The organism is Fusobacterium mortiferum ATCC 9817 (genome assembly GCF_000158195.2).
Classification (GTDB): domain Bacteria; phylum Fusobacteriota; class Fusobacteriia; order Fusobacteriales; family Fusobacteriaceae; genus Fusobacterium_A; species Fusobacterium_A mortiferum.
In genome coordinates, this window is record NZ_GL987987.1 from 102,253 (window position 1) to 128,600 (window position 26,348).

Below are 26,348 nucleotides of genomic sequence, written 5' to 3' on the forward strand. Positions count from 1 at the left end.
AAAATGGAGTTAAAAAAGATAGAAAAAGCTTTTGAACAAATACTTGAAGGAATAGGAGAGGATAGAAATAGAGAGAGTTTAATGGATACTCCTAAAAGAGTTGCTCAAAGTTATGAAGAACTTTTTTCAGGCATAGATAAAAATCCAGAGGAACCATTACTTAGATATTTCTCAGTAGATAGTAATGATTTGGTTATGGAGAAAAATATAGATTTTTACTCTATGTGTGAACACCATTTTCTACCTTTTTTTGGAACAATTGATGTAGCATATATTCCTAATGGTAAAGTAGTAGGTTTTGGAGATATAATCAAAAGTATAGAGATACTAGCAAAAAGACCTCAAATACAGGAAAGACTTGGAAGTGAATTAGCAGATGTAATTTATAAGACACTTGATTGTCAAGGAGTTATGGTAATAATAAAAGCAAAACATCTGTGTATGACTATGAGAGGAGCAAAGAAAGAAAATAGTCAGATAATAACTACTGCTTGTAGAGGTATCTTTGAAAAAGATAGTAATAGAAGAGTAGAAGTATTAACTTTATTGAAATAGTGGTGAGATGATGGATAAAATTTATATAAATAATTTAGAATTTATAGGATTTCATGGAGTTTTTTCTGAAGAAAAAAAATTAGGACAAAAATTTTTGGTATCTTTAGAGCTTACTGTGGATACAAGAGAGGCTGGTAAAACAGGGGATTTGACAAAGTCAGTTCACTATGGATTAGTAGCTCAAGATGTAGAGAAACTTTTTCTGGAAAAAAGTATAGATTTAATAGAAACATGTGCTGAAAATATAGCTGAAATGGTATTAAAAAAATATGAGTTGGTAAAAGAGGTAAAAGTTATTGTAAAAAAACCTTGGGCACCACTACAGATGCATTTTGAAAATGTAGCTGTGGAAATTACTAGAAAATGGCATAGAGTATATCTTTCATTAGGAAGTAATATTGGGAATAAGAGAAAAAATCTTTTGGAAGCTATAAGAAAAATAGGAGAATTAGAGAATACAGAGGTAGTTAAAAGTAGTACAATATTAGAGACAGAACCTTTTGGATATTTAGAGCAAGATAATTTTCTAAATGCTTGTTTAGAGGTAAAAACTCTTATGACAGCTCAAGAGTTTCTAAAAGAGATTTTACAGATAGAATTGGATATGGGAAGAGTCAGAGAGATAAAGTGGGGACCTAGAATAATAGATATTGATATACTGTTTTATGATAAAGAGATAATTGAAGAGGATAATTTAGCTGTACCTCATCCTTGGATTTGTGAGAGAGAGTTTGTACTAGACCCTCTATCTGAGATAGCTCCTAACTATATCCACCCTTTAGAGAAAAAAACAATAACAATGTTAGCTAGAAAATTGAAAGAAAGGGAAGCAAATGGAAATTAAAAAGTTAGAAAAAAAAGAGATAAATAAAGCTTTAAAACTTGTATGGGATGTATTTTTAGAGTGTGAAGCTTTCAATTATAATAGAAGAGGAGTAGAAGAATTTAGAAGATTTTTAGATTGTAGAGAGTTAATAAATGAATTTGATTTTTATGGAACTTATGATAAACGAGAATTAATAGGAGTAATAGCTATTCAAGGAGGACAACATATCTGTCTTTTCTTTGTAAAAAAATCTTATCAAAAACATGGAATAGGTAGAGAATTATTTAAAAAGGCTATATCTTTGACTAAAGAGAAAGAGATAACTGTAAACTCTGCTCCATGTGCAGTAGAAACTTATAAAAAGTTGGGATTTTCTTTAACAGATTCTGAACAAAATATAAATGGAATAAGATTTGTACCAATGGTTTATAAAAAAGTAAAAAGAGAAGTACAAATTTTAAAGTGCAGAGATAGAGAATTAGAATTAGGAAAAAGAACTCTTATAATGGGGATATTAAATGTAACACCAGACTCTTTTTCTGATGGTGGAGAGCACAATAATATAGAAGAAGCTGTAAAACATGCTAAAAAAATGCTAGAAGAGGGAGCAGATATCATTGATATTGGAGGAGAATCTACTAGACCAGGACATGTTCAAATAAGTGATGAGGAGGAAATAGCTAGAGTAGTACCAGTAATAAAGAAAGTTGTAGAGTTAGGAGCTATTATTTCTATTGATACATATAAATATAAGGTTGCAAAGGCAGCTTTTGAAGCTGGAGCTCATATTTTAAATGATATATGGGGATTACAATATGATAATGGAGAGATGGCTGAAGTTGTAAAAAAATATGATGTTCCTGTAATAGCTATGCATAATCAAGATGGAAAAGAATATAAAGGTGATATTTTATGTTGTATAAAAGAGTTTTTTAAAAGGACATATGAGATAGCAGATAAATATCAAATTTCAAGGGACAGTATAATTTTAGATCCAGGAATTGGTTTTGGAAAAGGAATAGATGAAAATTTAGAAGTACTTTCAAGATTACAGGAACTAAGAGAGATGGGAAGATTGCTTTTAGGGACTTCTAGAAAGAGATTTATAGGGACAATATTAGGAGAGCTACCACCTCAAGAGAGAGTAGAAGGAACAGTTGCTACTACTGTTTTAGGGATAGAAAAGGGTATAGATATAGTGAGAGTACACGATGTATTGTCAAATAAAAGAGCTGCTATGGTAGCTGATAGAATTGTAAGAAAATAAAGTTGAGTAAAAATGTAAAGAAATTCTAGACAAAAAGAAAAAAATAGTATATAATAAGAGTATAAATTTGAAAAGATAACAATTCTAGAAAAGGGAGGAGATAGTATGGCAATTTTACATATAACAAAGGAGAATTTTGAGAAAGAAGTATTACAGTCTAAAGAGCCTGTAGTAGTTGATTTTTGGGCTTCATGGTGTGGACCTTGTAAAGCTTTAGCACCTATATTAGAAGAGGTAGATGCTGAATTAGCTGGAACAGTAAAAGTAGCAAAAATAAATATAGATGAAGAGGAAGAATTAGCAGCTCAATTTAGAGTAATGAGTATACCTACACTTTTACTTTTCAAAAATGGAGAGGTAGTAAATAAATCAGTAGGACTTGCTCCAAAAGAAGAAGTAGTAGCTTTTGCAAAATTCTAATGTAAATTTTAAATAAAAAATAAAATAGAGCTAAGAGTAACATGTGTTATTCTTAGCTCTATTTTATTATGAGAATTAATCTTTAAATAAAATAATATATAAAAGAAAGATTTTATGATATAATTTAATAGTATAGTTAGTTTAAATAAGGAGAGATAATGGATATAAGAACCATAGAAAAAAATGATAAATGGGGATATATGTTCTATATAAAATATGATGGAACAAAGTTTCATTCCTTTGATGAGATAGTTGGAAAGAGAACTGTTAAAGGAAGATTTAAAGAGTTGATGAATGAGATAGGATTTTCTTGGGCAAAAGGGATACAACAGGGAGGGAGAACCGACGCTAAAGTAAGTGCTACAGAAAATATTTTATATGTAAGTAGTAAGTTTGATGGAAATAAAAAAATTTGCAAGAGAGATTTAATCTTTTATCAGATGAAAGTTTAAAAATAACAATGATAAAAAAAACTTTTCCAAATCTAGCTTTTCCAGAGTTGGTAGGTAGAAGAGAGTATATATATGAATATCCTAAAAAAAGAGTAAAAAATAGCTTAGAAGAGATTGAAAAACTTTGTAGAGATTTATCTGGAAGATATGATGTAAGTGAGTTTACTGATAAAAAAGGATTAGAACTAAAAGAACATATAAGAGAGGTAGATATATCTTTTAAGAATGGGAAACTATTTTTTTCTGGAAACTCTTTTATGCCAAAACAGGTAAGAATAATGTCTGGATATATTCTTACTGGCAGAAAGGAAGCATTAGAAGGAAAATATCTTACTTTATCTAAGATAGTCTTAAGTGAGGAGCTAAAAAATAATATTTTTGAAAAAGTAGAAGATGTAAAAATAGCTGGAGTAGAGAGAATAGAGAGTAATAGAGATAGAAATTTGTATATTCTTTATACTTCTAAAGAGAAAAAAGGAGAGCTAATAGGTAAAAATGGAAAAAATATAAAAGCTCTTAAGAAAATTTATGGAAATATAGTGGTAAAAGAGATATGTTAGCAAGGATTAAACAGGGACTTACTTTTATTTTTGGAAAATATAAATCAGAATGGAATATAGAAGTAAAAAAAATATTAACAGATAAAGAGTTTGAAGTTTTTAATCAAATGAGTGAATATGATAAGATACATTCATATAAAATATTAAAACTAGTATTAGAGGATAATTTATTAAAAGATGAAGAAATTTTTAAAAAATTAGCTCTTTTGCATGATTGTGGAAAGTATCATGCATCTTTATATAGAAGAATGAAAAAAGTTTTGATAGGAGAAAAAACTTTAGATAGACACAATGAAGATTCATATAAAAAATTAGAGAATATTAATCTTGAACTAGCGGAGTTAGCTAAGGATCATCACTATTATTCTGATGATATCTATATGCAAAGATTTCAAGAGTTAGATGATAAGTAAAAATTAAAATATAGAAAGAGGAGAAAATGAGAGTAAATTTAGATAAATATTTATTAAAAGTAGAAAAGCCAGGACAATATTTAGGAAATGAGATTAACAGTATTCATAAAGAGAATTATAAAGCAAGAATGTGTTTATTTTTCCCAGATATATATGAGGTAGGAATGTCTAACTTAGGTATTAGAATACTATATAGTCTTATGAACAGAGTGGAAGGATTTTCATTAGAAAGAGGATTTGCTCCGATGGAAGATATGGAAAAGCTTATGAGAGAAAATAATATTCCAATGTTTTCATTAGAAAGTAAGACTCCATTAAAAGAGTTTGATGTAGTAGGTTTTTCACTATCATATGAGATGTGCTATCCAAATGTATTAAATGCTCTTGACCTTGCAGGGATACCAGTAAGAAGAGAGGAAAGAGGAGAAGAATATCCACTGATAATGGCTGGTGGAACTTGTATGATGAATCCTGTACCTATGGAAAGATTTTTAGATTTTATAGTTATAGGTGATGGGGAAGAGGTAATGGTAGAGATTGCTAAAATCCTAGTAGCTCATAAAGATAAAACTAAGATGGAAAGATTACAACTTATAGAGGGATTAGATGGGGTATATGTGCCAGTTCTTCATAAGGGAAAGAAAAGGATAAAAAGAGCAATAGTTGCAGATTTAAATAATACAGAATATTATGAGGATCAGATAGTACCGTATATAAATATAGTACATGATAGAGCTACTGTAGAAATACAAAGAGGATGTTCGAGAGGTTGTAGATTTTGCCAAGCAGGAATAGTATATAGACCAGTTAGAGAGAGAAGCTTAGAGAAAAATCTAGAATTAATAGAAAAAATGATCAAAAAGACTGGATATGGAGAGGTATCTTTATCTTCATTAAGTAGTAGTGATTATAGTAAGATAGACGAATTGATTAAAGGAGTAAAAAGCAAAAATGCTCATAGAAATCTTGGGGTATCACTTCCATCATTAAGAATGAATACTCACTCTGTTGAGGTAGCTGAAGATATCAGTGGTGGAAAGAGAACAGGATTTACATTTGCACCAGAAGCTGGTTCTCAAAGAATGAGAGATATAATTAATAAGGGAGTAAATGAAGAAGATGTATTAGAAACTGCTGAAGCAGCAGTGAGAGGTGGATGGGAAACATTAAAATTTTACTTTATGATAGGACTTCCATTTGAAACTGATGAAGATGTAAAAGGAATATATGAACTAGCTAAAAAAGTTGTAGATAGATGTAGACCTATAAATAAAAGACTTAATGTAACAGTAAGTGTATCAAACTTTGTACCTAAACCTCATACTCCATTTCAATGGGCAGAGCAGATGGATTTTGCAGAGATGAAAAGAAAACATGCTCTTTTAAGAGAGTTATTTAAAGGACAAAAAAGTTGTAATTTGAGAATACATGATATGAAAAAATCTTATTTAGAAGGATTCTTATCAAGAGGAGATGAGAGAATAGGAGAGCTTGTAGAGTTAGCTTGGAGAGGTGGAGCAAAACTTGATGATTACAAAGATAACTTTAATATCTGGAAGAGAGCTATGGAAGAATTAGGTATGGATGAGAATGAGTATTTAAGAGCTAGAGATATGAATGAAGAGTTACCTTGGGATATTGTAGAAATAAGTGTGGATAAAGAGTTTTTAAAAAGAGAATTAAAACAAGCAGAAAATGTAGCTCTAACACCAGAGTGTAGAACTAAATGCTCTAACTGCGGAATGAGAAAGAGATTTCCTAATTGTATGGTAATAGCTAAATAGTTATTGGAGGTAAAAAATGGTAAATTTAGGTAATGATTGGGATGAAGTATTAAAAGGTGAGTTTGATAAAGAATATTATCAAAAATTAAGAAAATTTTTGATTGAAGAATATAAAACAAGAGTTATATATCCAAAAATGGAGAATATTTTTTCAGCATTAAAACTTACAACTTATAGGGATACAAAGGTACTTATATTGGGGCAAGATCCATATCATGGACCTAATCAAGCTCATGGTTTAGCTTTTTCAGTAAATCCTGGAATAAAAACTCCACCATCTTTACTCAATATGTATAAAGAATTAAAAGATGAATTGGGATTATATATTCCAAATAATGGTTATTTAGTACCATGGGCAGAGCAAGGAGTGTTGCTTCTAAATACGGCTCTAACTGTTAGAGCTGGTGAAGCTAATTCTCATTCAGGTATGGGATGGGAAATTTTTACAGATAATATTATAAAGCATCTAAATGATAGAAAAGAGCCGGTGATTTTTGTATTGTGGGGAAATAATGCTAGAAAGAAAAAAGCTTTTATAACAAATAAACAACACTTCGTATTAGAAGGACCACACCCTAGTCCATTATCAGCAAGTAGAGGATTCTTTGGATGTGGACACTTTAAAAAAATAAATGATATATTAAGAAATATTGGAAAGCAAGAGATAAATTGGCAGATAGAAAATATATGAGATAACCTCGAAAATGCAAGACACAAGGATGCCACACTATTTTAATATAATAAAATAAAAAAACGAGAAAGCGTGGAGGCTGTTATGAAATATTTAGGTATGTATACATTGTTGTTCATATCTACACTAAATATTTTTGGGGATGAAGGATTAAGTAGAGAAGAGGAAAATGTTGTTTTTATTCAATGTTTAACTTTTGAGCAGCAACAAGAAGTTGCAAGAATGAGAGCAGAATTTTTAGAAGGGTTTAATGAGATAAAAAGCCAGTTGGTTTCAATTAGGATGGAAACTCAAAAAGAGATGAGAAAAGAAAGCCCTGATTGGAATGAAATAAGAAAGTTAAATAGAGAGTATTCAAAATTACAAGAAGTATTAAATAAAGGAATAGCAGATTATAAAGATAAAGTACAAAATATTCACATAGAGATTGAAAATTAGAGGAGAGAAAAATGGAAGAACTATTGCTTGGGCTAGATTATGAGATATTACAAAAAGGAAAAACTGAGATAGAATTTAAAGGAATGGAGTACGATTCAAGAAAAATAAAAGATGGAGATATATTTGTAGCATTAGAAGGATCTATATCTGATGGACATAAGTATATTAAACAAGCAATAGAAAATGGAGCGAAGGGAGTATTAGTATCAAAAAAAGTAGAGCCAGAGTTTCCTGTTGAATATATTTTAGTTAAGGACTTGAGAAAAAATTTAGGAAAGATAGCTTCTAATTTTTATGGTTATCCTCAAAAGAAATTAAAGATAATAGGTATTACTGGAACAAATGGAAAAACTACTTCTACTTATCTTTTAGAGTCTATTTTAGGAAAAGAAAAAGTAGCTAGGATAGGAACTGTTGAATATAAAATAGGAGATGAAGTAATAGAAGCCCCTAATACTACTCCTGAATCTTTAGATATAGTAAAGATGTGTAAAAAAGCAGTAGAAAAAGGATTGGAATATTTAGTTATGGAAGTGAGTTCTCATGCTCTTTCATTGGGAAGAGTAGATATGTTAGAATTTGATGTTGCATCATTTACTAATTTAACTTTAGATCACTTAGATTATCATGAGAATATGGATAATTATTTCCAAGCTAAAAGAAAACTTTTTACAATGTTAAAAGATAGCAAAAAAAGTTCTATCAATATAGATGATATTTATGGAGATAGGCTCTATAAAGAGTTTGGTGGATATTCCTATTCTTTAACTAAGTCAGCGGATTTAACAGGAGAGATAGTAGAGTTCCATAGTGATGGTCAATTTGTAAGACTAAATCTTATGGGAGAGATGTTTGAAGAGAAATTAGCTATATTAGGAAGATATAACTTGTATAATGTTTTAGGAGTAATAGGAATAGCACTTCAATTGGGGATAGGAAAAAATATAATTTTAGAAAAATTAAAAGATATAAAAGGGGCACCAGGAAGATTTGAGTTAGTAAACTGTGGACAAGACTATATTGTTGTAGTAGATTATGCACATACTGGAGATGCTCTAGAGAATATTTTAAAAAGTATAAATGAATTGAAAAAAGGTAGAGTAATTACTGTATTTGGTTGTGGTGGAGATAGAGATGCAACTAAAAGACCAATTATGGGGGAAATTGCTCAAAGACTTAGTGATATAGCAATACTTACATCTGATAACCCAAGAACAGAAAATCCACATTTAATAATTGAAGATGTTAAAAAGGGTATGAACGGAGATCATTATCTTGTAGAAGAGGATAGAGAGCAGGCTATAGTGAAAGCCATAGAGATAGCTCAAAAAAATGATATAATTTTAATTGCTGGAAAAGGACATGAAACTTATCAGATACTTGGAAGAAAGAAAATCCATTTTGATGATAGAGAAATAGCAAGAAGAGAAATAGTAAAAAGAAAGATAAGAGGATAAGGGGGAAAAATGGTAGATAAAGTAAGAGTTGTAAAAGTAGGAGATAAGATAGAAATTGGAGGAAATAAAAGATTTGCTCTAATAGCTGGGCCTTGTGTAATAGAGTCAGAAGAGCTAGTAATGGAAGTAGCTGGAAAAATAAAAGATATCTGTGATAGACTAGGAATACAATATATTTTTAAAGCTTCTTTTGATAAGGCTAATAGGTCATCTATACACTCTTTTAGAGGACCAGGACTTGAAAAAGGATTAGAAATTTTAAAGAAAGTTAAAGAAAAGTATAATGTTCCTGTAATAACTGATGTACATGAAACTTGGCAATGTAAAAAAGCTGCAGAAGTAGTAGATATTTTACAAATTCCAGCTTTTTTATGTAGACAGACAGATTTACTTTTAGCAGCAGCAGAAACAGGGCTTCCAGTAAATATTAAAAAAGGACAATTTTTAGCTCCTTGGGATATGAAAAATGTTGTAACTAAAATGGAAGAGAGTAATAATCAAAATATACTACTTTGTGAAAGAGGAAGTACTTTTGGATACAATAATATGGTAGTAGATATGAGAAGCTTTATGGAAATGAGAAAATTTGGATATCCAGTAGTATTTGATGTGACTCATGCTGTACAAAGACCAGGGGGGCTAGGAACAGCTACATCTGGGGATAGAGAGTACGTATTCCCACTTATGAGAGCAGGGCTTGCAATAGGTGTAGATGCTATATTTGCTGAGGTACATCCTAATCCAAATGAAGCTAAGTCAGATGGACCAAATATGTTATTCTTAGATGATTTAGAGGAGATATTAAAAGTAGCTATAAAAATAGATGATTTAGTAAAAGGAAGATAGGGGATAGTTATGGAATTTAATGAAGTGGATTATGCAAGAAGTGTATTTGAGGCAGAGATAGAGGAATTAGGAAGAGTAAAGAACTCTTTAGACGGAGATATAACAAAAGTTGTAGAGTTGATATTAGGAATGAAGGGAAAAGTTGTAGTTACAGGAATAGGAAAATCTGGACTTATTGGTAAGAAGATAGCTGCAACATTAGCTTCAACAGGAACAACGGCTATATTTATGAACTCTGCTGAAGGATTACATGGAGATCTTGGAATGATAGCTCCAAATGATGTGGTATTAGCTATATCTAATAGTGGAAATAGTGATGAGATAGTATCTCTTCTTCCATCTATTCAAAAGATAGGAGCTAAACTTGTAGCTATGACAGGAAATAGAAATTCAAAACTAGGAAAAGCAGCTGACTATGTATTAAATATAGGAGTAAGTAGAGAGGGATGTCCGCTTAATTTAGCTCCTATGTCATCAGCAACAGCTACTTTAGTTATGGGAGATGCTCTTGCAGCAATACTTATAAAGAGAAGGGATTTTAGACCAGAGAATTTTGCACTATATCATCCAGGTGGAAGTCTAGGAAAAAGACTTCTAATGAGAGTAAGAGATATAATGAAAAAAGGTGATGAAATACCTGTATGTGATAAAGAGAGTCCAATAAAAAATGTAATACTTACTATGACAGATAAAAGTCTTGGTGCTGTATGTGTTATGAATGGTGATTTAATGGTAGGTATTATCACAGAGGGAGATATTAGAAGAGCTTTGACAAAAGAGGGAGAATTCTTTACGTTTAAAGCTAAGGATATAATGACAAGAAACTTTACAAGAACGGATTCTAATAGTATGGCAATAGATGCTCTAGAACTTATGGAAAATAGACCTAGCCAAATAACTGTACTCCCTGTAATAGATGATAATAAATTGGTAGGTATGGTAAGAGTACATGATTTACTAAATATAGTAGGAAAATAAATATATAATAAAAGTTGACACAGCAAGTAAATTTTATTATAATATTAATGTAAAAATTAAAAAATTTTAGGAGTGATAAGATATGGTAACAAAAGATACAAATATTTTAGTAGCAGTTCAAAATTATCCAATAATCAGAGAAGTATTTGCAAAGTATGGACTTGGTTGTGTAGGATGTATGATAGCAGCTGGAGAAACTTTAGGAGAAGGGATTGCAGCTCACGGATTAGATGCTGATGCTGTAATAGCTGAAATCAATAAAGTAATATCTGAAAATAAATAGTTCTTAATGAAAAAAGGGAGTTTTATAAGACTCCCTTTTAATTTTGTAATTGATAACTACTTAGTTACTTTTATTTTTAAGAAAAAATTTTTTAGTTTAAATTACATTAAAATAACTACTATCCCCAAATCTGCTCAATAAGTCTACCATTTTTATAGATAGTAGTAACATCAACTTCGCCATTTTCACGATATTTGACCCACTTGCCATCTTTTTTCCAATTTTTATAGCTACCTTCTTCAAGAATATTTCCATTTTCCCAGAAATATTTCCAAATTCCAGTACCTTTACTTAAATCGCTTTGATGTAGGATAGTTCCATCTTGAGCTAAGGCTTCTATTTTAATAATTTTACCATTTTTATAGTCTACAATAGATTTAATATTTCCATTTTCATAATAAGCCTTTTGCTCTCCTTCAATCTTATCATTTTTATAGTTCTCTTCTAAGACTACCTTACCATCATAAGAGTACCAAGTTTTAGGTCCATTTAATACACCATTTACATATGTTTCAGTATATTCAATGATATCTCCTAAAAATAGGGCAAATTTACCAGTATATGGAGTGGTTTCTTTTCCAGCATAAACTTTTCCATCTGAACTTTTTCTTTTAATTCCTAAATCTTCTATTCTTTCTTTGGAAACTTCTGTTTCAGCTACTTTTTCCTCTAAAACCTCTATTTTCTCAGTAGGTTTTGTATTTTCTTTTACTTCTTCTTTTATAGTTTCATTTTGAGCAACAATGTTTTTTTCAAGAGGAGTAACCTCTTTAAACTCTGCACCTAATAGAGTAGTACAAATTGTAATAGACATTATAAACGAAATAACCTTCTTCACTTTTTTCTCCTTTAAAAAAATATAACAAATAAATTATACTATTTTTTTTATAAAATTTTAATAGAGAATTTTAATTTTCTTAATTAAATTCAGGTTTAATTTCAGATACCCAATTTTGAATTTTTTCAGGAGTATAATCTCCTTGATTTCCTTCATCTATTGCAAGTCCTACAAATTTATCATCAATTACTGCCTCTGATTCTTCATAGTGGTATCCTTCAGTTGATGTAAATCCAACAACTTTTCCACCATTATTAATAACCACATCGTAAAGAACTTTAATTCCTCCTACAAATGATTCTCCAAATGCATATTGATTTCCAAGTCCTATAAGTCCAACAACTTTTCCTGTAAAATCAATTTTACAAAACTCATCATATACATTTTCCCAGTCAGCTTGTAATTCTCCTACACCATAAGTAGGTGTTACAAGTATGAGATTTTCATATTCAGAAAGACTAGAAATACCATCAGCTACATTGTGTACCTCATAGTCATTTTTTCTTAAATAAAATTCTAATTCATCAACAACTCCAGCAGTAGTCCCTGAAGTAGTACCATAAAACACTCCAATTTTTTTCATTTTATATTCCTCCTATAAATTACAAATATCTTTAATTACTTCACTAGCTATTATAAGTCCAGCAGTTGATGGAACAAATGAGATACTTCCAACATTTACTTTTTTTTCTCTACTTCCTTTTAAGTTTTCAGGTTTCTTAGGTTCCTCTTTAGAATAAACAACTTTTAATTTTTTTATTCCTCTATTTTTTAACTCTTTTCTCATAACACGAGCTAAAGGGCATACAGAAGTTTTATTTATATCATTAACTTCTAGCATAGTAGGATTTAGTTTATTTCCTGTCCCCATAGATGAGATAATTGGAATATTTTTATCTTTTGCAATGGAGATTAAGTCTAATTTACAAGTAACTAAATCAATAGCATCTACTATATATGAATACTCTTTATCTTTAAAGAAAATATCAATATTATCTTTGGAAAATTTACATGGATATTCATGTACAATTAAATTAGGATTGATATTTAGAAGTCTTTCCTTCATTACAGAAGTTTTTAGCTTTCCAATTGTACTTTGTAGTGCAATTATTTGTCTATTTAGATTAGTTATATCAACAGTATCAAAATCAACTATTGAAATCTCGCCTATTCCAGCTCTTACAAGGGCTTCAGTAGCAAATCCTCCTACTCCACCTACACCAAAAACTATTACATGAGAATTTTTAAGTTTATTTAAATTTTCACTTCCAATTAAAAGTTCAGTTCTTTGAAATATCATAAAATTCATCAACCTCATATTATTTACTAGATAGGTAAATAATACATTTTTTTTTCAAAAAAATCAATAGTTTTATCAAAAAAATTAATATAAAATATAGCTGACCCATTGACAAACTTTAATTTATATGGTATAATCTCATCTAGATTACGCATGAAATAAGGTCATCAGCAACCCTATTCAGCGATTTGTTAATACTTTTGGAGGTGTTAGAATGTACGCAGTTATTAAAACTGGTGGTAAACAATACAAAGTTACAGAAGGTGACGTATTAAGAGTAGAGAAATTAAATGCTGAAGTTAACGCAACTGTAGAATTAACTGAAGTTCTTTTAGTAGCTAATGGAGAAACTGTAAAAGTTGGAACTCCTGTAGTAGAAGGAGCTAAAGTAGTTGCAGAAGTTGTTGCTCAAGGTAAAGGAGCTAAAGTAGTTAACTTCAAATACAAGCCAAAAACAGGATACCACAGAAAAAAAGGTCACAGACAACTATTTACTGAAATTAAAGTTACTTCAATAAACGCTTAATTGTCTAAATTAGATTGTCAATGACAAGAATAGAAATTTATAGAAAAAAAGGTAGAGTTGTAGGATACAAAGCTACTGGACATTCAGGCTATGCTGAGTATGGTGAAGATATAGTTTGTGCTGCACTTTCTATGGCATTACAATTACCTTTAGGTGGTATGCAAGATGTGCTTGATATCTATCCTAAGTTTGAAATAGACTCTGATGGATACTTAAGTGTAGATATGAGAGGTATGGATAATAAAGGAAAAGAGAAAGAACTAGATACTTTATTAGAGAGCATGGTATTAATGATAAAAAGTTTATCAAAAGATTATCCTAAAAATATAAAGCTTGTTGAGAAGGAGGAAAAATAGATGCAATTTACTTTAAATATACAATTATTTGCACACAAAAAAGGACAAGGTTCTGTTAAAAACGGAAGAGATTCAAATCCTAAATATCTTGGAGTAAAAAAATATGATGGAGAAGTTGTAAAAGCTGGAAACATCATAGTAAGACAAAGAGGAACAGCTTTCCACCCAGGAAACAACATGGGAATGGGTAAAGACCATACTCTATTTGCTCTAATTGATGGATATGTAAAATTCGAAAGATTAGGAAAAGACAAGAAGCAAGTATCTGTATACGCTTCAAAATAGTTGAGTTAATCAGAAAGTATAGAAGCCCCAAATTTTGGGGCTTTTTTTGTGCTAATATATAAAATAGAGTTTAAAAACAGTTAAAATTATAAAGAATAAAAAATGGTTATTACTAATGTAATAACCATTATATAATTATATTTTATTTAGAATAGTTAGGTGCTTCTTTAGTAATTGTAATATCATGAGGATGACTTTCTCTTAATCCGGCACCAGTTATTTTTATGAATTTACCATTAATTTGTAAATCCTCTATTGTAGGAGTTCCACAGTATCCCATACCTGCTCTAATTCCACCACATAATTGGAATACAACATCTTTTAAATTTCCTTTATAAGAGATACGTCCTTCTATTCCTTCTGGAACTAGTTTTTTAGCATCATTTTGGAAGTATCTGTCTTTAGAACCTCTCTTCATAGCTGCTATTGAACCCATTCCAACATAAAGCTTGAATCTCTTTCCTTCTAAAATTATTTCTTCTCCAGGAGCTTCTTTTGTTCCAGCTAGAAGTCCTCCTAGCATTACACAATCAGCCCCAGCTGCTAAAGCTTTTACTATATCTCCTGATAGCTTTATTCCACCATCAGCAATTACTCCTATTCCTCTATCTTTACATACTTGATAAACATCATTTACAGCAGTAAGTTGAGGTACTCCAACTCCTGCAACAACTCTTGTAGTACAGATAGAACCAGGTCCTATTCCTACTTTTACAGCATCTACTCCAGCTTCAATTAAGTCTAAAGCAGCTTCTGCAGTAACAATATTTCCACCGATTAAGTTAAGATTAGGGAAAGCAGCTTTAATTTCCTTGATTTTATTGATTACTCCCATAGAGTGTCCATGAGCAGAGTCAACAGTTATAATATCTACTCCAGCTTTTACAAGAGCTGCAACTCTTTCTAAAGTATCAGGTCCTATTCCAACAGCTGCCCCAACTCTCAATGTTCCATGAGAATCTTTGCATGCATTAGGATATTCAGCTAAGTTATCTATATCTTTGATTGTAATTAATCCTTTTAAATATCCATTTTCATCTGTTATAGGTAACTTTTCTATTCTATTTGATAATAATATTTCCTTAGCTTGGTCTAAAGTTGTTCCAACTGGAGCTGTGATAAGATTATCTTTTGTCATCATATCTCCAACTAGTTGTCCCATATCTTTATGGTATTTTATATCTCTATTTGTAACTATACCTATAAGTTTTCCTTCTCCTTCAATTACAGGAAGTCCAGAGATTTTATATCTTCTCATTAAATCTTCAGCTTGTCCTACTGTACAATCAGCAGTAAGAGTAACAGGGTTTCTTATCATTCCACTTTCTATTCTTTTTACTCTATCTACTTCAGCAGCTTGATCTTCAATACTCATATTTTTATGAATAAATCCAATTCCACCTTGTCTAGCTAGAGCGATAGCTAAATCTGATTCTGTAACTGTATCCATAGCAGCACTAAGTATAGGTATATTTAGTGTAATATCCTTTGTAAGTCTTGTTTTAAGATTTACTTGGTGAGGTAATACTTCTGATTTTGCAGGGATTAATAATACGTCATCAAATGTTATAGCTTCTTTTACTATTTTTCCGTTCATTTGCAACTCCTTTTAAAATACATAATATAGATTAATTTAATTTACGAACTTATTTTATAAATATTTTTTGGATTTCAGATATTATAACACGAAACTCTGGAAAATGTACAGTAAAATTTTTAAAAAATGTGATTTTTAACACAAAGTTTATTTGAAAAATTATTTTCTATAAATATCAATTTTTTGATATGGAATTTCAATATTATTAGCATCAAATTCAGTTTTTACAATTTCAGTAAAATCAAATTTTGCTGTCCAATAATCTTCTTTTTTTACCCATACTCTAAATATAAAATCAAGTGAACTAGCATTTTGAACGCTCATTCTAATATTAATAGGTTTTTCTTTTAAAACTGCTGGATGAGCATTAGCAATTCTATTTAAAATCTCTTTTACTTTTTCAGTTGGTGTATCATAAGAAACAGAAAATACCATATCAAGTCTTCTTTCTGGATTTCTTGAAACATTGGTAATGGCATTGTTAGCTAATTGACTATTAGGAACGATAACTACTTTATTATCAGGGGTAGTTAAGATAGTATAAAGTATTTGTATCTTATCAACTGTTCCTTCAACTCCACTACTTGCTACGATATATTCATCCTTAGTAAAAGGTTTAAAGAAAAGTATTAACATACCTCCAGCTAAGTTTGCTAAGCTTCCTTGTAATGCCAAACCTACAGCTAAACCTGCAGTACCTAGAACAGTTACAAGTGAAGTAGCTTTTACTCCAGCTATTCCTACTATTAAGAAAAATAGGATTACATACATTAGAGTTTTAATCATTGAACTTGTAAAACTTTCTAAAAGAGGATCAACATTTTTCTTCCTTAAAGCCTTTTTATACGCTTTGATTAATACAGCTACAAATTTAGGCCAAATAGAGAATAATATAATAACAATTACTCCTCTAATAATAATTGTAGGAAGTAAGTCTAAAACTTTGTCTAAAAATTTTATTATTACTGGGTGCATTTCATTTCTCCTTTTAAATTTTTTTATTTTTTAATATAAACTAGTATTGTTATATTTTTATATTATACTATTTTCTACATTATATATCAATATTTTTTTAGAAAATTTTTCAAAAATGTTATATAATATAAATATAAAATATTTGAGGAGGGGATTGTAATGTATACTTGTGATTCATGTAAAAAACATTCATGTAGAAACGGAAATTTAGAAGATGCACCTATAAATTGCCCGTGTAGAGAATTAGAAAAAATAGAGGAAATAAAAAAATATTATTTAGAAGAAGAAAATATGAGATTATCTCATAATTCAGCATTAGTAGAAGCAGAAGGATATTGTCAATTAACAAGGATACAGGAGATTATACTTTTTGCTAATAAGTGTAATTTTACAAAATTAGGATTAGCTTTTTGTATAGGCTTAGCAAATGAGGCTGAAATTTTTGCCAATATATTAAGATATCATGGTTTTGAAGTAGATTCTATTGTATGTAAAAATGGAAGTATTTCTAAAAAATTTATAAATATAAATAAAGAGCAGCAAGTTCGTCCTGCTTGTGAATTTGAACCTATGTGTAATCCAATAGGACAGGCTAAATTTTTAAATTCAAGAGGAACACAATTAAATATATTATTAGGACTTTGTGTAGGGCATGATAGTTTATTTATAAAATATTCTGAAGCACCTGTTACTGTTTTTGCGGTAAAAGATAGAGTATTAGGGCATAATCCAATAGCTGCAATTTATACAGCAAATTCATATTATAATAAAAAATTATTTGATAAATAAAGGAGAAAAAATGGAAATAAAAGCTAATTCAACTTGGATTAATAAAAAGAACGGAAGAGAGTATGAAGTGATAAAAGAAGCTATTGATTGCACTAATGAAAGAGATGGATTAATAGTGGTAGTTTATATTTGCAAGGAGGTAGAAGGAAAACTTTTTGTGAGAGAAAAGAAGGAGTTTTTAAATAAATTTTTTCAAAAGTAATAAAATATAAAAGATAAATTTTCAATAAACAAAGTAAAATCAAGGTTTAATACCATACGATTGTAATTATTACAAAATGAAAATAATTTTAATTGACAAATAAATACAAATATGATAATATATTCTCATAAGAATAAAGATAGTTAATTTAAGGAGGTAAAATTATGAGAAGTATTACAAGTTTTGATTTACAATATGCACACAGATTTTATAAGTTTAGAGGAGAAGCTCAATATTTACATGGACATACTGGAGTTTTAACAATAGAAGTAGAAGATTCTATAAATGAAGGTGTAAATATGGTATTCCCTTGTAATGAAATTCAAAAAACAGCTTGGGAAGTATTGAAGAATTTTGACCACTCTCTTATTTTGAGAGAAGATGATCCTCTTTTACCTGCTATTTTAAAAGTTTATGAGGAAACTGGGATAAAAGATGGGACTCCTCAAAACGTTATGAAAGGTCCTGCTTTTAAGACTGACTTAGCAACTGCATATCCTGACGCTCGTTTAGTTGTTACTAAAGAAACTTTAACAGTTGAAGGAATGATTAAAATTGTTTATGACTTATTAAAAGATAAATTAAATATTGCTAAAATAACTTTTACTAGTGGTGTAAATGCAGCTTCTGCAGAGTTTACTACTAAGAATAATATAGACCGTTGTCCTCTTTGTGGAATTTCATTAGATGAAAATGGAGTTTGTCCAAAGTGTGGATATAAGAAAAGATAGTATTTAAAAACTTTTTACTACATACTAAATATAAAAAAATTCCCTCTCTTAAATTCTAAGAGGGGGAGTTTTTAATATAAAAATTATACTGTTACATCTTTTATCCAATGTAGAGTTTTATATCTCCAAAGAGCAAATATTAACTTGATAACTTCACAAGATTCTGCAAGTCCTATAAGAATAAAAATAGGAACTTTGAAATATGCTCCTATAAAAGCTAATGGAACACCATATAACCAAAGTGGTAAGATATCTAAGTAAAAAGCTACTTTTGTATCTCCACCTGCTCTAAATAATCCAATTAGTATAGCCCAGTTTACCATTTTAAAGAAAACAAAAATTCCATATACTCTTAAAGTTTTTTCAGCAAGAAGAGCTATATCTGGTGATAATTTATACAAAGCTATAATATTTCCTGTAAGAAGTTGTACTAAGATAAAGCTAAAAGTAGCCATACCAAAGGCAACTAAAATAATTTGTTTAGAGTAGGCAATGACTTTATTTTTATCTCCGCTACCAATAGTATGTCCAATAATAACAGAAGCAGCATTAGAAATTCCCATAAATAATATAGCAGAAATAGCAGAAACCACATCAGCTATCTGTACACAAGCAGATTGTACAGTACCAAGTTTTGCATAGGCAACTGATAGAGAGATAATTCCTAGTATCCAAAGCATCTCAGTAAATATAACAGGAGAAGATACTTTTATAATCTCTTTTATAAGATTTTTAGGAATATGTAGATATGATTCTAATTTTCCTTTAAGGTTGAAGTCTTTTTTATAGATAATAGTTAGTATAATACACATCTCTACAAATCTTGCTAAAATTGTTGCAAGAGCAGCTCCTTTTTCCTCAAGTTTAGGAAGTCCTAGATTACCATAGATTAGACAGTAGTTAAAGAAAGTATTGGTTGCTACTCCAATAGAAGCTGAAATCATAGGAAATTTAGTAAGCCCCATAGCACGTAAAGAAAATCCCATACTAGAAGATATAGAGTAGAATATATAACAAGGAACTACAACTTTAAGATACGAGGTACCAATTCTTAAAACTTCTGAATCTTTTGAAAAAATTCCTATAATAAAATCAGCCTTAAAAAAAGCTACAAGAGCAAATAACATAGATACTGCAAAAGCTGCTCTTACCATAAGTCCTAATATTTTTCTAATTAATTCAAAATTTCTTTTTCCATAGTATTGAGCTATAAATACTCCCATACCACTACATATTCCAAAGATAATCAAATCTAAAATCCGATAGACACTATTGGCAAAACCAACAGAAGCTATATAGTCAGTACCAAGTCTTCCTATCATAAGATTATCAATAAAATTTAAAGATGAAGATACAAGTTGTTGTATCATCAATGGAATACCAATAACTAAGAATTTTTTGTAAAACTCTTTTAAATCAATTTTTTCATTGAGTAAATTACTCATAATAACAACCTCCCCAGCATTACCTATATTTTACCAATGAAGTTAAAAAAAGACAATGAAAAATTCTCAAAAAACTATTGACAGTTAAGATTAAATGATTTAAGATATTAATGTAAAAGAATAGCACTCGTTGTATAAGAGTGCTAATAAAATGGAGGGATATAGATGAAAATAAGACCTATTGGAGAGAGAGTTTTAGTGAAACCAGTTAAAGTAGAAGAGAAGACAGCAAGTGGAATTATTCTTCCAGGAGCAGGAGATAAAGAAAGACCTAATATGGCTGAAGTAATAGCTATTGGAAAGGGAGAAAAATTAGAAGATATAAAAGTTGGAGAGAAAGTAGTGTATTCTAAATTTTCTGGTACTGAGATAAAAGATGGAGATGAAAAATATTTAGTATTAAATATAGAGGATATTTTAGCAATTGTTGAGTAATTATTGGAGGTAATCAAAAATGGCAAAAATTTTAAAATTTGATGAGGAAGCTAGAAAAAAACTTGAAATAGGAGTAAATACTTTAGCAGATGCAGTAAAGGTAACATTAGGACCTAGAGGAAGAAATGTTGTATTAGAAAAAAGTTATGGTTCACCACTTATCACAAATGATGGTGTATCTATTGCAAAAGAGATAGAGTTAGAAGATCCATTTGAAAATATGGGAGCTCAACTTATAAAAGAGGTAGCTACAAAGGCTAATGACGTAGCAGGAGATGGAACTACTACTGCTACAATACTTGCTCAAGCTATTGTAAAAGAAGGATTAAAAATGGTAAGTGCTGGAGCTAATCCTATGTTTATCAAAAAAGGTATAGAAAAAGCAACTAAAGAGGTAATTAATCATCTTAAAGCTAGAGCTAAAAAAATAGAGTCAAATGAAGAGATAGCTCAAGTTGCTTCAATTTCTGCAGGAGATGAAGAGATAGGAAAACTTATAGCTCAAGCTATGGAAAAAGTTGGAGAAACAGGGGTAATTACTGTTGAAGAAGCAAAATCTTTAGAAACTACTTTAGAAGTAGTAGAGGGAATGCAATTTGACAAAGGATATGTATCTCCATATATGGTAACAGATTCTGAAAGAATGGTAGCTGAACTAGATAACCCATTTATTCTAATAACTGATAAGAAAATTTCAAATATGAAAGATATTTTACCTATACTAGAGCAAACAGTACAAACTTCAAGACCTATGTTAATTATAGCTGATGAATTAGAGGGAGAGGCACTAACTACATTAGTAATAAATAAATTGAGAGGAACTTTAAATGTTGTAGCTGTAAAAGCTCCAGCTTTTGGAGATAGAAGAAAAGCTATGTTAGAAGATATAGCTATTCTTACAGGTGGAGAAGTAATTTCAGAAGAGAAAGGTATGAGATTAGAAGAAACATCAATTCCACAACTTGGAAGTGCTAAAAAAGTAAAAGTTACTAAAGATGCTACTATCATAGTAGATGGAATGGGAGAAGCTGAAATTATAAAAGGAAGAGTAACTGCTATTAAAAATCAAATAGCTGAAACAACTTCAGATTATGATAAAGAGAAATTACAAGAAAGACTTGCTAAACTTTCTGGTGGAGTTGCAGTAATAAAAGTTGGAGCTGCTACTGAAACAGAGATGAAAGATAAAAAACTTAGAATAGAAGATGCTCTAAATGCTACAAGAGCAGGAGTAGAAGAGGGAATAGTTTCTGGTGGAGGAACTATACTTGTAGAGATTGCTAAGGATATGGATAGCTTTAAGCTTGAAGGAGAAGAGGGAATAGGAGTAGAGATAGTTAAAAAAGCTCTTACAGCTCCCCTTAGACAGATAGCTGAAAATGCTGGAGTAGATGGTGCAGTAGTACTTGAAAAAGTGAAAGATATGCCAGAAGGATATGGATTTAATGCTGCTTCTGAAAAATATGTAAATATGATAGAAGAAGGAATACTAGATCCTGTAAAAGTAACTAGGTCAGCTATTCAAAATGCAGCATCTGTTTCTGCTTTAATTCTAACTACAGAGGTTTTAGTAGCTAGTAAAAAAGAACCTAAACAACCAGAGATGAATTCTGGTATGATGCCTGGAATGATGTAATAATAATAAAAAATTGTTGAAATATATGATAGGTTTTTATGTACTATTTTAAATAAAAAAATACTAAAAAAACTAAAAAAATAAAATAATTTGACAAAAATTTTAAAATATTGTATATTATGTAATATATAGAATATTAGCTGGGAGACATGGAGAAGCTATTAACTAAGAAGTTAATTGTAACTTGTGTTTTCCAGTTTTTTTATTGAATTTTTTAATTAAAAGGAGGAAAATTATGAGTAAAATTTTTGCACATAGAGGATATAGTGGAAATTATCCTGAGAATACAATGTTAGCTTTTAAAAAAGCTATAGAGTGCGGAGTAGATGGAATAGAGTTAGATGTTCAACTTACAAAAGATGGGGAAGTAGTAATTATTCACGATGAAACTATTGATAGAACCACTAATGGAAAAGGGTATGTTGTGGATTATACTTATGAAGAATTAGAAAAATTTGATGCATCATTTAAGTTTGAAAATGTAGGCTTTAATAAAATTCCTACTCTTAAAGATTATTTTGAATTGGTAAAAAATTTAAAGGTAATAACAAATATTGAATTAAAAACAGGAATAAATGAGTATTTAGGGATAGAGGAAAAGGTTTGGAAATTGATAAAAGAATATAACCTAGAGGATAGAGTTATTATATCTAGTTTTAATCATTTCTCTGTTATGAGAATGAAAAAAATTGCTTCCCAATTAAAGTATGGATTTTTATCAGAAGATTGGATAATAGATGCTGGGAAATATACTCATTCTCATGGAGTTCAATGTTATCATCCAAGACATAATAATTTGATACCTGAAGTTATTGATGAGTTAAAGAAGTATAATCTTGAGATTAATACTTGGACAGTAAATGAAGAAAAAGATATGAGATATTTGTACTCAAAAGGAATAGATGTAATTATAACAAATTATCCTGAGTTAGCTAAAGAGATAAAAAATAAATAAAAAATAGGTAGGAGAGAACTATGATAGATAATTTAGAAAAAATTCTTGTAATTATAAATGCTTGGTTATGGGGTAAATGGTTAGTTTTTGTATTATTGGGATTAGGAATTTTATATACAGTAACTAATGGTTTTATTCAGGTAAGATATTTTAAATTTATTATTAAGAAAACGTTGATTGATTCTTTTAAGGCTAGAAATGAAGATAAAGGTGAGGGATCAATTTCCTCTTTTAAAGCTATGATGGTAACATTAGCTGGAAATGTAGGTGGAGGAAATGTTGTAGGGATTGCTACTGCTATTGCTGCTGGAGGAATGGGAGCCGTATTCTGGATGTGGTTTGCTGCTTGTTTTGGAATGGCTTTAAAATATGGAGAGATTGTACTTTCACAATTGTATAGAGGAAAGGATTCACAAGGAAATCTTTTAAGTGGACCTATGTATTACATTAGAGATGGACTTAAAGCTCCTTGGTTAGGGATAGTTATTGCGGTTCTTATGTGTACTAAGATGATGGGAGCTAATCTAGTTCAATCTAATACTATTTCAGGTATTCTATACTCTAACTATAATATACCTACTTGGATTACAGGTATAGCATTAATTTGTTTCTTAATGGCAATAACTTTAGGTGGTTTAAAAAGAGTTGCTAATATAGCTACATCACTTGTTCCAATGATGTCAGTATTTTATATTGTAGTAGGGATTTTAGTTATTATTTTAAATATTCAACATGTTCCAGCAATATTTGGTCAAATATTTTCAGAAGCTTTCTCTCTAAAAGCAGTAGCTGGAGGAACTGGAGGATATGTTATGACTAGAGCCCTTCAATTTGGAATAACTCGTGGAATGTATTCTAATGAAGCAGGGGAAGGAACAGCTCCCTTTGCACATGGTTCAGCTATTGTAGAACACCCTTGTGAAGAAGGAATTGCAGGAGTTACAGAGGTATTTGTTGATACAATTATTATCTGTACTATAACAGCTCTAGTTGTTGGAGTAACAGGAATGTATCAAAGTGGACATAGTGCTACAGTAATGGCTATTGAAGCTTTTGGAACTGTATGGTTTCCGCTAAAACATGTAGCTACTTTTGCTCTTTTAATTTTCTGCTTTACAACTTTAATGGGACAGTGGTTTAATGCTGCTAAAAGTTTTACATATGCTTTTGGACCTAAAGTTACTGATAAAGTAAAGTATGTATTTCCATTTTTATGTATTGTAGGGGCAATTACAAAGATAGATTTAGTTTGGACAATTCAAGACTTAGCAATGGGATTAGTTATTATTCCAAACTTAATAGCATTAATAGTATTATTCCCAGAAGTCAGAAAACAAACTAAAGATTATTTCTCAAATTCTAAGTTTTATCCAGGAAAGGATAAATAAAAATTAAGTAAAAAGTAGCAAATGTTGAGCAACTTTGCTACTTTATTTTTGAAGGGAGTTTTTATGAGTAGTTTTACAAATACACTTACAATATATGAGATTATTTTAAGAATTTTTATGGCAATAGTTATTGGAGGAATAATTGGTTATGAAAGAGGACACCATAATAGACCAGCAGGCTTTAGAACTCATATATTAGTCTGTCTTGGTGCAACAATAGTATCTATGATTCAAGATCAACTAAGAATAAATTTACATAATTATGCATTAGCATTTCCAGCTGCTTCACAAGTATTGAAAACTGATTTAGGTCGCATAGGGGCCCAAGTAGTTAGTGGTATAGGTTTTTTAGGGGCTGGGACAATAATGAGGGATAAAGGAATTATTGGGGGATTAACTACAGCAGCTTCTATTTGGGCTACAGGTTGTTTAGGATTAAGTATAGGTTGGGGATTTTATTATCTAGCTGTACCTTCAGGAATAGCAATAATAATTGTTCTTGTAACTTTAAAAAAATTAGAACGTTATTGGATAGAGAATAAACATATAGGAAAATTGATAGTACATTTTAATAAAGATATAGATTTTTCAGAAGTTTTGATGAAAAATTATAATTTTTTTAAAGAAAATAATATAAAAATAAAAAATGTTGAAAAAAACTTAGAAGAACATAAAATAGAATATACATTAATTATGGGAAAACAGATAGATATTTTAGATGTGATGTCAGAACTTTCAACATGTAATCATATTTCTCAAGTGCAAATTCCATAAATATTTATACTAATTAACTTTTTTTATTTTGATTATAATGTTATAATTAATTATTAAAAATAGTAAATTTTAGGAGAAAGTTATGTACAATATAAAAGAAATTTTGGAAAGAAATCCAATTATTCCTGCATTAAAAAATGATACATATTTAGAAGATGCAATAAAAAGTAGTAGTGAAATAGTTTTTGTAATAATGGCAAATATTCTAAATCTGAAAGAGATAGTTAATAGATTAAAGATGGTAGGAAAAATAGTATATGTTCATGTAGATATGGTAGATGGACTTTCAAGTTCAAATAATGGAGCAGAATACCTTATAAAAGAGATTAAGCCTGATGGAATTATAACAACGAAGCATAATATTGTATCTTTTGCTAATAAGAATGGAATAAAAGTAATACAAAGATTTTTTGTTTTAGACTCATTCTCGTTGAATAATACAATAATAAATATAAAAGAAAATAAACCAACTGCAATAGAGATATTACCAGGTTTAATGCCTAAAATTATAAAAAAGATAAATAAAGCAGTTAAAGTTCCAATAATAACAGGTGGATTGATAGAAGATAAGGAAGATATAATCAATGCTTTAGGAAGTGGTGCTATGGGAATTTCTACCACAAAAAAAGAATTATGGTATGTATGATAAAATGACTAAAGAAATTAAAAATAAACAAAAAAATAAAAAATAGTTGACGAGTTGCTGAAAAAATAGTAGAATAAATCATGTGAATAATTGGCTTAGTGTTATGGAGAAGCTTGAAAAAATACTGAGGAGTTCAGTGTTTTTTTCAAGCTTTTTTATATATAAGGAAATTATAATTTGACTTTTTAAGAGAAAAATAAGGAATTAGTTAATATTTCTATTAGAAGTTTAATAAAATAAGAAAAAATAAATATTTTTGTAACACAAAAAAGCTGATTTTAATCAGCGCTACCAACAATATTCTTTCCAACAAATGGAGCCTTTTGATATATTAAAATATGAAATTCTTCTTACTTTCATTTTAATTTTACAATTAAAACAATAGAAAGGATTTATTCCAAATGTTTTCCAGATTTCTAGTTGATAAAATGTAGTTTTAGTATATTGTAATTTATATTTTTTTATTTTAGAGATAATAAATTTAAGTTCTTTTTTTATTT

At 29.6% G+C, this 26,348-nt stretch carries 32 protein-coding genes and 1 pseudogene; 27 read left to right on the forward strand and 6 right to left on the reverse strand.

Annotation, left to right across the window (positions count from 1 at the left end; all coding sequences use genetic code 11):
* The first annotated feature begins 3 nt into the window (after positions 1-3).
* The 15 genes and pseudogenes from folE to FMAG_RS00605 all read left to right on the forward strand — a co-directional run bounded on the left by folE (position 4) and on the right by FMAG_RS00605 (position 10,970).
* On the forward strand, positions 4-555 hold the full coding sequence (folE, locus tag FMAG_RS00545; protein WP_005883031.1) for a GTP cyclohydrolase I FolE: 552 nt from the start codon (positions 4-6) through the stop codon (positions 553-555).
* Between the two features lie 10 nt (positions 556-565).
* Entirely contained in the window at positions 566-1,399 is an 834-nt protein-coding gene (folK, locus tag FMAG_RS00550; protein ID WP_005883033.1) for a 2-amino-4-hydroxy-6-hydroxymethyldihydropteridine diphosphokinase, read from the forward strand.
* A pseudogene (locus FMAG_RS13960) lies at positions 1,389-1,799 on the forward strand (GNAT family N-acetyltransferase); the annotation flags it as partial. The gene folK and the pseudogene FMAG_RS13960, both read left to right, overlap by 11 nt.
* Positions 1,800-1,802: 3 nt before the next feature.
* Positions 1,803-2,648, forward strand: a complete 846-nt coding sequence (gene folP, locus FMAG_RS00555) for a dihydropteroate synthase (RefSeq protein ID WP_040493457.1) — start codon at positions 1,803-1,805, stop codon at positions 2,646-2,648.
* A 105-nt stretch (positions 2,649-2,753) separates the two neighbouring features.
* On the forward strand, positions 2,754-3,068 hold the full coding sequence (gene trxA, locus FMAG_RS00560) for a thioredoxin (protein ID WP_005883037.1): 315 nt from the start codon (positions 2,754-2,756) through the stop codon (positions 3,066-3,068).
* 158 nt (positions 3,069-3,226) lie between these two features.
* Entirely contained in the window at positions 3,227-3,520 is a 294-nt protein-coding gene (locus tag FMAG_RS13965) for a pseudouridine synthase family protein (protein WP_005883039.1), read from the forward strand.
* Positions 3,481-4,080 carry a KH domain-containing protein gene (locus FMAG_RS00565; protein WP_005883041.1) on the forward strand — a complete coding sequence of 200 codons (600 nt, stop codon included), beginning with the start codon at positions 3,481-3,483 and terminating at the stop codon, positions 4,078-4,080. The genes FMAG_RS13965 and FMAG_RS00565 overlap by 40 nt, the downstream gene beginning before the upstream one ends.
* The gene (locus FMAG_RS00570; protein ID WP_005883043.1) at positions 4,074-4,493 is read left to right on the forward strand and encodes an HD domain-containing protein; all 420 of its coding nucleotides are present in this window, start codon (positions 4,074-4,076) and stop codon (positions 4,491-4,493) included. Before FMAG_RS00565 ends, FMAG_RS00570 begins: the two co-directional genes overlap by 7 nt.
* 26 nt (positions 4,494-4,519) lie before the next feature.
* A complete protein-coding gene (locus tag FMAG_RS00575) occupies positions 4,520-6,277 on the forward strand; it encodes a TIGR03960 family B12-binding radical SAM protein (RefSeq protein WP_005883045.1) in 1,758 nt (585 codons plus the stop codon).
* A gap of 16 nt (positions 6,278-6,293) precedes the next feature.
* A complete protein-coding gene (locus tag FMAG_RS00580; RefSeq protein WP_005883047.1) occupies positions 6,294-6,968 on the forward strand; it encodes a uracil-DNA glycosylase in 675 nt (224 codons plus the stop codon).
* A gap of 84 nt (positions 6,969-7,052) precedes the next feature.
* Positions 7,053-7,406 carry a hypothetical protein gene (locus FMAG_RS00585; protein ID WP_005883050.1) on the forward strand — a complete coding sequence of 118 codons (354 nt, stop codon included), beginning with the start codon at positions 7,053-7,055 and terminating at the stop codon, positions 7,404-7,406.
* Positions 7,407-7,417: 11 nt separating this feature from the next.
* Positions 7,418-8,863 (forward strand): UDP-N-acetylmuramoyl-L-alanyl-D-glutamate--2,6-diaminopimelate ligase, encoded by a 1,446-nt coding sequence (locus FMAG_RS00590; protein WP_005883052.1) that lies wholly within the window; start codon positions 7,418-7,420, stop codon positions 8,861-8,863.
* 9 nt (positions 8,864-8,872) lie between these two features.
* On the forward strand, positions 8,873-9,709 hold the full coding sequence (gene kdsA, locus FMAG_RS00595) for a 3-deoxy-8-phosphooctulonate synthase (protein WP_005883054.1): 837 nt from the start codon (positions 8,873-8,875) through the stop codon (positions 9,707-9,709).
* 9 nt (positions 9,710-9,718) lie between these two features.
* The gene (locus FMAG_RS00600; RefSeq protein ID WP_005883056.1) at positions 9,719-10,687 is read left to right on the forward strand and encodes a KpsF/GutQ family sugar-phosphate isomerase; all 969 of its coding nucleotides are present in this window, start codon (positions 9,719-9,721) and stop codon (positions 10,685-10,687) included.
* Positions 10,688-10,769: 82 nt separating this feature from the next.
* Positions 10,770-10,970 carry a DUF1858 domain-containing protein gene (locus FMAG_RS00605; RefSeq protein ID WP_005883058.1) on the forward strand — a complete coding sequence of 67 codons (201 nt, stop codon included), beginning with the start codon at positions 10,770-10,772 and terminating at the stop codon, positions 10,968-10,970.
* Positions 10,971-11,088: 118 nt separating this feature from the next.
* Here FMAG_RS00605 and FMAG_RS00610 read toward each other — a convergent pair whose 3' ends face one another.
* The 3 genes from FMAG_RS00610 to FMAG_RS00620 all read right to left on the reverse strand — a co-directional run bounded on the left by FMAG_RS00610 (position 11,089) and on the right by FMAG_RS00620 (position 13,108).
* Positions 11,089-11,808, reverse strand: coding sequence for a toxin-antitoxin system YwqK family antitoxin (locus FMAG_RS00610; RefSeq protein ID WP_005883061.1), 720 nt, complete (start codon positions 11,806-11,808; stop codon positions 11,089-11,091).
* A 79-nt stretch (positions 11,809-11,887) separates the two neighbouring features.
* A complete protein-coding gene (locus FMAG_RS00615) occupies positions 11,888-12,391 on the reverse strand; it encodes a flavodoxin (protein ID WP_005883063.1) in 504 nt (167 codons plus the stop codon).
* A 12-nt stretch (positions 12,392-12,403) separates the two neighbouring features.
* On the reverse strand, positions 12,404-13,108 hold the full coding sequence (locus FMAG_RS00620) for a tRNA threonylcarbamoyladenosine dehydratase (RefSeq protein WP_005883064.1): 705 nt from the start codon (positions 13,106-13,108) through the stop codon (positions 12,404-12,406).
* Between the two features lie 214 nt (positions 13,109-13,322).
* On the opposite strand from FMAG_RS00620, the gene rplU reads away from it, so the two are divergent.
* The 3 genes from rplU to rpmA are packed head-to-tail and all read left to right on the forward strand — an operon-like array spanning position 13,323 to position 14,275.
* Complete coding sequence (rplU, locus tag FMAG_RS00625) at positions 13,323-13,634, forward strand: 50S ribosomal protein L21 (protein WP_005883065.1); 312 nt, start codon at positions 13,323-13,325, stop codon at positions 13,632-13,634.
* Positions 13,635-13,654: 20 nt separating this feature from the next.
* The gene (locus tag FMAG_RS00630) at positions 13,655-13,990 is read left to right on the forward strand and encodes a ribosomal-processing cysteine protease Prp (RefSeq protein WP_005883066.1); all 336 of its coding nucleotides are present in this window, start codon (positions 13,655-13,657) and stop codon (positions 13,988-13,990) included.
* Entirely contained in the window at positions 13,991-14,275 is a 285-nt protein-coding gene (rpmA, locus tag FMAG_RS00635; RefSeq protein ID WP_005883067.1) for a 50S ribosomal protein L27, read from the forward strand.
* 142 nt (positions 14,276-14,417) lie between these two features.
* Here rpmA and guaB read toward each other — a convergent pair whose 3' ends face one another.
* Together guaB and FMAG_RS00645 are read right to left on the reverse strand one after the other, a co-directional pair.
* Entirely contained in the window at positions 14,418-15,872 is a 1,455-nt protein-coding gene (gene guaB / locus FMAG_RS00640) for an IMP dehydrogenase (RefSeq protein WP_005883068.1), read from the reverse strand.
* 159 nt (positions 15,873-16,031) lie between these two features.
* Positions 16,032-16,847 carry a mechanosensitive ion channel family protein gene (locus tag FMAG_RS00645; protein WP_005883069.1) on the reverse strand — a complete coding sequence of 272 codons (816 nt, stop codon included), beginning with the start codon at positions 16,845-16,847 and terminating at the stop codon, positions 16,032-16,034.
* Positions 16,848-17,006: 159 nt separating this feature from the next.
* Here FMAG_RS00645 and FMAG_RS00650 point away from each other — a divergent pair, with 159 nt between their 5' ends.
* The 3 genes from FMAG_RS00650 (at position 17,007) to FMAG_RS00660 (ending at position 18,569) form a co-directional block, all read left to right on the forward strand.
* Entirely contained in the window at positions 17,007-17,636 is a 630-nt protein-coding gene (locus FMAG_RS00650) for a DUF1847 domain-containing protein (protein ID WP_005883070.1), read from the forward strand.
* Between the two features lie 10 nt (positions 17,637-17,646).
* Entirely contained in the window at positions 17,647-17,838 is a 192-nt protein-coding gene (locus FMAG_RS00655) for a hypothetical protein (protein WP_005883071.1), read from the forward strand.
* 164 nt (positions 17,839-18,002) lie between these two features.
* Positions 18,003-18,569, forward strand: a complete 567-nt coding sequence (locus FMAG_RS00660; protein ID WP_005883072.1) for a 6-pyruvoyl trahydropterin synthase family protein — start codon at positions 18,003-18,005, stop codon at positions 18,567-18,569.
* Between the two features lie 83 nt (positions 18,570-18,652).
* Here the strand turns inward: FMAG_RS00660 and FMAG_RS00665 are convergent, their stop codons facing one another.
* Positions 18,653-20,014, reverse strand: coding sequence for an MATE family efflux transporter (locus FMAG_RS00665; protein WP_005883073.1), 1,362 nt, complete (start codon positions 20,012-20,014; stop codon positions 18,653-18,655).
* A gap of 165 nt (positions 20,015-20,179) precedes the next feature.
* Here FMAG_RS00665 and FMAG_RS00670 point away from each other — a divergent pair, with 165 nt between their 5' ends.
* The 6 genes from FMAG_RS00670 to FMAG_RS00695 all read left to right on the forward strand — a co-directional run bounded on the left by FMAG_RS00670 (position 20,180) and on the right by FMAG_RS00695 (position 25,848).
* Positions 20,180-20,449 carry a co-chaperone GroES gene (locus FMAG_RS00670; protein ID WP_005883075.1) on the forward strand — a complete coding sequence of 90 codons (270 nt, stop codon included), beginning with the start codon at positions 20,180-20,182 and terminating at the stop codon, positions 20,447-20,449.
* A 19-nt stretch (positions 20,450-20,468) separates the two neighbouring features.
* Positions 20,469-22,085: a chaperonin GroEL gene (gene groL / locus FMAG_RS00675; protein WP_005883077.1), complete on the forward strand. Its 1,617-nt coding sequence runs from the start codon at positions 20,469-20,471 to the stop codon at positions 22,083-22,085.
* Positions 22,086-22,320: 235 nt separating this feature from the next.
* Positions 22,321-23,040 (forward strand): glycerophosphodiester phosphodiesterase, encoded by a 720-nt coding sequence (locus FMAG_RS00680; protein WP_005883079.1) that lies wholly within the window; start codon positions 22,321-22,323, stop codon positions 23,038-23,040.
* Between the two features lie 20 nt (positions 23,041-23,060).
* Positions 23,061-24,428: an alanine/glycine:cation symporter family protein gene (locus FMAG_RS00685; protein WP_005883082.1), complete on the forward strand. Its 1,368-nt coding sequence runs from the start codon at positions 23,061-23,063 to the stop codon at positions 24,426-24,428.
* A 63-nt stretch (positions 24,429-24,491) separates the two neighbouring features.
* The gene (locus FMAG_RS00690) at positions 24,492-25,202 is read left to right on the forward strand and encodes an MgtC/SapB family protein (RefSeq protein ID WP_005883084.1); all 711 of its coding nucleotides are present in this window, start codon (positions 24,492-24,494) and stop codon (positions 25,200-25,202) included.
* Positions 25,203-25,284: 82 nt separating this feature from the next.
* The gene (locus FMAG_RS00695) at positions 25,285-25,848 is read left to right on the forward strand and encodes a glycerol-3-phosphate responsive antiterminator (RefSeq protein WP_005883086.1); all 564 of its coding nucleotides are present in this window, start codon (positions 25,285-25,287) and stop codon (positions 25,846-25,848) included.
* The last annotated feature ends 500 nt before the right edge of the window (positions 25,849-26,348 follow it).

Excerpts from the sequence above, each read along its gene's own strand:
- FMAG_RS00615 (WP_005883063.1), bottom strand. The coding sequence starts at position 12,391 with ATGAAAAAAATTGGAGTGTTTTATGGTACTACTTCAGGGACTACTGCT.
- FMAG_RS00685 (WP_005883082.1), top strand. The coding sequence starts at position 23,061 with ATGATAGATAATTTAGAAAAAATTCTTGTAATTATAAATGCTTGGTTA.
- folK (WP_005883033.1), top strand. The coding sequence starts at position 566 with ATGGATAAAATTTATATAAATAATTTAGAATTTATAGGATTTCATGGA.
- rplU (WP_005883065.1), top strand. The coding sequence starts at position 13,323 with ATGTACGCAGTTATTAAAACTGGTGGTAAACAATACAAAGTTACAGAA.
- FMAG_RS00655 (WP_005883071.1), top strand. The coding sequence starts at position 17,647 with ATGGAAATAAAAGCTAATTCAACTTGGATTAATAAAAAGAACGGAAGA.
- rpmA (WP_005883067.1), top strand. The coding sequence starts at position 13,991 with ATGCAATTTACTTTAAATATACAATTATTTGCACACAAAAAAGGACAA.
- FMAG_RS00605 (WP_005883058.1), top strand. The coding sequence starts at position 10,770 with ATGGTAACAAAAGATACAAATATTTTAGTAGCAGTTCAAAATTATCCA.
- FMAG_RS00630 (WP_005883066.1), top strand. The coding sequence starts at position 13,655 with ATGACAAGAATAGAAATTTATAGAAAAAAAGGTAGAGTTGTAGGATAC.
- FMAG_RS00660 (WP_005883072.1), top strand. The coding sequence starts at position 18,003 with ATGAGAAGTATTACAAGTTTTGATTTACAATATGCACACAGATTTTAT.
- folE (WP_005883031.1), top strand. The coding sequence starts at position 4 with ATGGAGTTAAAAAAGATAGAAAAAGCTTTTGAACAAATACTTGAAGGA.
- FMAG_RS00665 (WP_005883073.1), bottom strand. The coding sequence starts at position 20,014 with ATGAGTAATTTACTCAATGAAAAAATTGATTTAAAAGAGTTTTACAAA.
- FMAG_RS00695 (WP_005883086.1), top strand. The coding sequence starts at position 25,285 with ATGTACAATATAAAAGAAATTTTGGAAAGAAATCCAATTATTCCTGCA.
- groL (WP_005883077.1), top strand. The coding sequence starts at position 20,469 with ATGGCAAAAATTTTAAAATTTGATGAGGAAGCTAGAAAAAAACTTGAA.
- trxA (WP_005883037.1), top strand. The coding sequence starts at position 2,754 with ATGGCAATTTTACATATAACAAAGGAGAATTTTGAGAAAGAAGTATTA.
- FMAG_RS00650 (WP_005883070.1), top strand. The coding sequence starts at position 17,007 with ATGTATACTTGTGATTCATGTAAAAAACATTCATGTAGAAACGGAAAT.
- FMAG_RS00570 (WP_005883043.1), top strand. The coding sequence starts at position 4,074 with ATGTTAGCAAGGATTAAACAGGGACTTACTTTTATTTTTGGAAAATAT.
- FMAG_RS00585 (WP_005883050.1), top strand. The coding sequence starts at position 7,053 with ATGAAATATTTAGGTATGTATACATTGTTGTTCATATCTACACTAAAT.
- FMAG_RS00590 (WP_005883052.1), top strand. The coding sequence starts at position 7,418 with ATGGAAGAACTATTGCTTGGGCTAGATTATGAGATATTACAAAAAGGA.
- FMAG_RS00645 (WP_005883069.1), bottom strand. The coding sequence starts at position 16,847 with ATGCACCCAGTAATAATAAAATTTTTAGACAAAGTTTTAGACTTACTT.
- FMAG_RS00680 (WP_005883079.1), top strand. The coding sequence starts at position 22,321 with ATGAGTAAAATTTTTGCACATAGAGGATATAGTGGAAATTATCCTGAG.
- FMAG_RS00575 (WP_005883045.1), top strand. The coding sequence starts at position 4,520 with ATGAGAGTAAATTTAGATAAATATTTATTAAAAGTAGAAAAGCCAGGA.
- kdsA (WP_005883054.1), top strand. The coding sequence starts at position 8,873 with ATGGTAGATAAAGTAAGAGTTGTAAAAGTAGGAGATAAGATAGAAATT.
- FMAG_RS00690 (WP_005883084.1), top strand. The coding sequence starts at position 24,492 with ATGAGTAGTTTTACAAATACACTTACAATATATGAGATTATTTTAAGA.
- FMAG_RS00580 (WP_005883047.1), top strand. The coding sequence starts at position 6,294 with ATGGTAAATTTAGGTAATGATTGGGATGAAGTATTAAAAGGTGAGTTT.
- FMAG_RS13965 (WP_005883039.1), top strand. The coding sequence starts at position 3,227 with ATGGATATAAGAACCATAGAAAAAAATGATAAATGGGGATATATGTTC.
- folP (WP_040493457.1), top strand. The coding sequence starts at position 1,803 with ATGGTTTATAAAAAAGTAAAAAGAGAAGTACAAATTTTAAAGTGCAGA.
- FMAG_RS00600 (WP_005883056.1), top strand. The coding sequence starts at position 9,719 with ATGGAATTTAATGAAGTGGATTATGCAAGAAGTGTATTTGAGGCAGAG.
- guaB (WP_005883068.1), bottom strand. The coding sequence starts at position 15,872 with ATGAACGGAAAAATAGTAAAAGAAGCTATAACATTTGATGACGTATTA.
- FMAG_RS00670 (WP_005883075.1), top strand. The coding sequence starts at position 20,180 with ATGAAAATAAGACCTATTGGAGAGAGAGTTTTAGTGAAACCAGTTAAA.
- FMAG_RS00620 (WP_005883064.1), bottom strand. The coding sequence starts at position 13,108 with ATGATATTTCAAAGAACTGAACTTTTAATTGGAAGTGAAAATTTAAAT.